The sequence below is a fragment of the Promineifilum sp. (SeqCode) genome (genome assembly GCF_041918635.1).
Taxonomy (GTDB): Bacteria; Chloroflexota; Anaerolineae; order Promineifilales; family Promineifilaceae; genus Promineifilum.
This window is the reverse complement of the sequence record NZ_JAYRVJ010000708.1, coordinates 1-3,140: the sequence shown is the minus strand read 5'-3', so window position 1 is coordinate 3,140 and position 3,140 is coordinate 1. Positions and strand designations below refer to the sequence as shown.

1 pseudogene is annotated in these 3,140 nt (G+C 71.8%); it reads right to left on the bottom strand.

The features are described from left to right. A pseudogene (locus ACE3UY_RS20780) lies at positions 1-3,140 on the bottom strand (hypothetical protein); the annotation flags it as partial.

Genomic DNA, 3,140 nt, shown 5'->3' with positions numbered 1-3,140 from the left:
GTGTAGGTCAGCGTCGCCCCGTCGGCCGGGGCCGCGCCGCGGTTGCCCACGCGCAGGGTGTGGGTCGTCGTCTCGCCCGGCAGCCCCGGCGTGCTGTCGCCTGTGGCCCACAGGTCGGCCCGCGCCGCGCCCAGGGCCACGTCGTCGAGCCACGCCCAGGCCACCGGCGCGCCGGCCGCCTGTGGCAGCCGGAACTTGACCGTCACTGTCTGGCCGGCGTAGGCCGACAGGTCGATCCGGTAGCGGCGCATGGCGGCCAGATTGGGCGGCAGCGCCTCGGACGCGGCCGGCGACAGCGCCTCGGCCGCGGCCGGCGCGAGGGCTTGCGGCTGCACCGTCACCTCCAGCCCCGCCCCGCGATAGGCGAACGACAGCGCCGGGTGGCTCATGCCGGCCGGGATGGCGACCGTCTGCGACAGCGTCGCCTCGCCGGCCGCGGCGGCTAGCGCCGGCCCGACGTAGTAGGGATGGCGTATCTCGGCGTTCTGGCCGGGCAGCCGCCCCAGAAAGGCCACGTGGGTCTGGCCGGCGCTGTCCACGACCATTCGCGGTTCGCCGCTGGCCGCCATCCCCGGCGACATAAGCAGCGGCTCTTCCCACGCGCCGCCGATCTGTTGCCGGACGAACTGGACGCCGGCCCCGCCGTCGCGCACCAGTTGCGGCAGCCCCGCAGGGCCGAAGGTCAGGTGCATGTAGACCATCGCCAGCGTCCCACCCACCGGTAGGCTCTGGGGCGCGCCCCAACCGCCGTCGCCGCGCTGCCGGTAGAGGACTAGTCCGCCCCGTTCGTACACCATGTGCAGTCCGCCCGACGGGTCAGCGGCGATCGCGCGTAAGATGGGAAGGGCTGCCCCTCCCGCCACGGCCGTCTCCACCCGCCAGGTGGAGCCATTGTGAATGGCGGTTTTGAGACTGTAATCCGACGATCGGCCGGACTCATTCCAGACCAGGAACACCCGGCCGGCGGCGTCCCGCCCCATGTCCCCCGCCTGGATACTGTCCTGCGTGCTCAACACCTGAGGCGCGGACCAGGAGCCGCCCGGCGCGCTCTGGCGCGCAAGCAGGAATTCTTCGCCGGTCTGTCGGACCCAGGACACGTGGACGCGGCCGTTACCCGCTACCGCCACCCGCCCCTGCACGCCGCCATAGGCGTCGGACACGATCTGCTCCGAGGCCCAGACGCCGCCGGGGGTGCGCCACGAATAGTGCACCTTCCCGTCGCTCCAGACCACGTGCACCGTCCCGTCCGGCCCGAGGGCCAGGCCCATATTGAACGGGTACGAGCCGTACGTCACCGTCTCGGGCTCCGACCACGAGCCGTCCGCTTTCAGCACGCGATAGATCGTCCTGTCCGTGCCGGCAACGACCAGATGCGCCTGGCCGAGGCTGTCCTGCTCGAGCAGGTAACTGGACGTTGCGCCCAAAGAGAAGGGCGACGACCACGCGCCGTCCGCGCCCTGCGTCGCAACCATCAGTCCCTTCGATCCCTCGCGCCAGAAGAAACGCAGCCGACCGCCGACCATCACCAGCCGGGTCTGGCTCGCCCAGGGTTGGGTGGCGTCGACCACGCGGCGCGGCGTCCCGAACAGCGGGCCGCCGCCCAGCAGCGCCCCCTGCGCCCCCGTCAGCCGCGCCTCGGCCGACAGCGCCGCCGGCAATGATCCGCCGGCCGTCCACGCCCCCCAGCCGGCGGCCTCGAAATCGCCGTTGGCGATAACGTTGTCGGCCGGCGGCAGGGCCACGTCGAGCCTGGCGTCGACGGCCATCTGGAACGAGGTAGAGGGCAGCACGCCATAGCCCGGCTTGGCCCACTGCACCGCCGCCGTCCCGGCCGCTCCACCCAGATGGGCAGCGTAGGCGCCTTCCACGCTGCTGCTCACCGACCCCAGCGTCGTCGGGGTGGCTGTCACGCCCGCCCCGCCGACGGGCACGCCGGTGTGGTCGAGCACCCGGCCGCTCACCCGCCAGGTGTAGAGCGTCGTCGCCGTGTCGCCCGTGTCGGAGCGCCACGCCTCGGCGTTGCCCGCCCGGTCGGTGGCCCGCACGCGGAAGCGCAGTGTGTCGCCCGACGGGATGCCAAGCGCGGTTGGGTCTAACACGGCCTGGGTTTGCAGCGTGTTGGCGAACCAGTCAGTCCACGCGCCGCCGCCTCGCTTCATCTGCACCTGGTAGCCGCGGATGCCCGAGCTGCCGGGGTCCGCGCCGCCCCAATAGATGGTCAGGCGCGTGTCGGCCCGGCTATGGCTTGGCAGCGCGCCCAGCCACGTCTGCGGCGGCAGCGTCTCCACAGTCGTAACCGCTTCCGGCGCGGCCGGCCACGCCTCGACGTTGCCGGCGAAATCGCGCGCCTGGCTGCGGAAAGCGTAGCTGACGCCGCCCACGCCGGGGTACTCGGCCTGCGTCGTCTCCGGGCCGACCGTCTGCCAGGTCGTCCACGCGCCGTTGTTGACGCTGACCTGAATCGTCACGTCGCGCAGGCCGGCCAGCCCGGCGTCGGCCGCGCTCCAGCGCACGGTGAAGGGGCCGGGCGATTGGGCCGGCAGGGCAGCCACCGTCGTCACGGGCGGCTCGTGGTCGACCGAGGCCCACGATGGGTCGAAGCGCTTGCCCTCCCACAGCCAGAGCGCGTCCGCCCCGCTGACTACGGCCACGGACGCCATCTGCGTGCCGATGAAAAACCACCCGTTGGGGTAGTGGTTATAGCGAAGGCCCGTGCAGGCCACGCGGTCGCTGGCCGGCGACCAGCTGCGGCAGCGGGCGTCCGTGCCGGTCGGGTAGTCGCGCAGGACAGATTGGTTCGTGCCGGCGCTGATCACCATCAGGTCGAGCCAGCCATCCAGGTCGGGGTCGGCACTGTAGACGATGCGCGTCCCATCGGGCGACCAGATGGGGAAGAGGCTGCCCACCTGATTGGATAGTTGGCCGACGTTGCTGCCGTCGGCGCTCATCACGTGGATGCGGTAGCCGCCGCTGCGCGTGGAGGAGAAGGCGATGAGCGAGCCGTCGGGCGACCAGGTGGGGTAGCCGTCGAAGGCCCGGTTGTCGGTCAGCCGCTTCAGCCCGCTGCCATCGGCGTTGATGACGAAGATCTCGGCCTGGTCGCCGACGAAGCTGTAGAAGGCAATGCGCGTTCCATCAGG